Raw genomic sequence first — 1,408 nt, forward strand, 5'->3', positions numbered from 1 at the left:
GAGGGCGAGGGAGAGCTGCATGGCGGGTCACCGGGCGCGGGAGCCGGCGACCCGGTGCGCGGCGGCCAGCGCCGCCCGCGCCCAGTCGATCAGCTCGTCGGGCTCATCGAACAGCCGGTCCGGCACGCGCCAGAAGGACAGGTCGATGACGCGGCCCTGCTTCTCGTAGCTGAGCGGCGGGAGGTCCTCCGCCTCCCTGAACGCGGCACGGTTGTGGTCGTCGACCCGCAGATACAGGGCGTCCTCCGCGACCACGCCGAACATCACGCCCTCGCAGAACAGGCCGGTCGCGCCGAACATGCGCCGGGTCGCGATCGGGCCGAGCGGCGCGATCTGGTCGCGCAGGAAGTCGGTGAAGCTGTCGCGGGCCGCCATGCTCGATCCCCGAGAAGAGGCGATGGTTCATGTTAAGAACAAATGCGGAACATAGCAAGTTGGAATCGGCGCCTTGGCCGCCTCAGGGACGCGTGGGATAAGGGGCTACCGCTTCGCTTCGAGACCGACCATGCTCCGACAGCCCGCGCTGCCCGCCGACACTGCCGCCCTGGCGCCGACCGACCGCAGCCGGCGGATGCTGGAGGCGGCGCTGGCCGGGGCGGAGGCGATCCGTACTCATCTCGGCCGCTGGGAGGGCGCGGCGCTGGAGCGGAAGGGCGCACGGGACTTCGTCACCGCCGCCGATCGCCAGTCCGAGGCGGCGGTGGCCGCCGCGCTGTCCGCCGCCTTCCCCGACCACGCCATCGAGGGCGAGGAGGGCACGGCGATCCGGAGCAGGGGCGCCGGCACCTTCCTGGTCGACCCGATCGACGGCACCACCAATTTCGCTTGGGGCATGCCGTTCTTCGGCATCGCCATCGCTTTGGTCGAGGACGGGGAGACGGTGGCGGGGGTGGTGCTGGACCCCAGCCTGGGCGAGGCCTTCGTCGCCGAGCGCGGCCATGGCGCCTTCCTCAACGGAAGGCGGCTGCGGATCGACCGCGCGGTGGCGCCGGAGGAGGCGCTGGTCGGCGCCAGCCTGCCGATCCTCGGCCAAGTTCGCAGCATCGACGTCGAGGCCTATCACCGGGCGCTGCGGGCGGTGATCGACCGCGCCGCCGGGGTGCGCCGGCTCGGCTCCGCCGCGCTCAGCCTGTGCTATGTCGCCGCCGGCCGGCACGACGCCTTCTTCGAGGACGGCCTGTCGCCGCTGGACTACGCCGCCGCGGTGCTGGTGCTGCGCGAGGCCGGCGGGGTCGCCACCGGCTTCGATGGCGGCCCGATCCCGGCGACCGGGGCGGTACTGGGCGCTAATGCCGGGCTGCATTCCTGGTTGGTCGGGCTGCTGAGCGGAGGCTAGAGCGGGAGGGTCTTGAGTCGGATCTCAACTTTGCCTCTCCCGCTTGCGGGAGAGGTCGGAGGCGCGAAGCGG

Annotated in this window: 2 protein-coding genes; one reads left to right on the forward strand and one right to left on the reverse strand. The window is 72.2% G+C overall.

The features are described 5' to 3' along the window. Positions 1–27: 27 nt before the first annotated feature. Positions 28–375 (reverse strand): TfoX/Sxy family protein, encoded by a 348-nt coding sequence (locus P409_RS34310; protein ID WP_034849328.1) that lies wholly within the window; start codon positions 373–375, stop codon positions 28–30. A gap of 130 nt (positions 376–505) precedes the next feature. On the opposite strand from P409_RS34310, the gene P409_RS34315 reads away from it, so the two are divergent. Beyond that, positions 506–1,336 carry an inositol monophosphatase family protein gene (locus tag P409_RS34315; RefSeq protein WP_034849330.1) on the forward strand — a complete coding sequence of 277 codons (831 nt, stop codon included), beginning with the start codon at positions 506–508 and terminating at the stop codon, positions 1,334–1,336. Positions 1,337–1,408 lie beyond the last annotated feature (72 nt).

The sequence above is a fragment of the Inquilinus limosus MP06 genome (assembly GCF_000767795.1).
Lineage (GTDB): Bacteria > Pseudomonadota > Alphaproteobacteria > DSM-16000 > Inquilinaceae > Inquilinus > Inquilinus limosus_E.

Coding starts and splice junctions, on each gene's coding strand:
- P409_RS34315 (WP_034849330.1), top strand. CDS start 506: ATGCTCCGACAGCCCGCGCTGCCCGCCGACACTGCCGCCCTGGCGCCG.
- P409_RS34310 (WP_034849328.1), bottom strand. CDS start 375: ATGGCGGCCCGCGACAGCTTCACCGACTTCCTGCGCGACCAGATCGCG.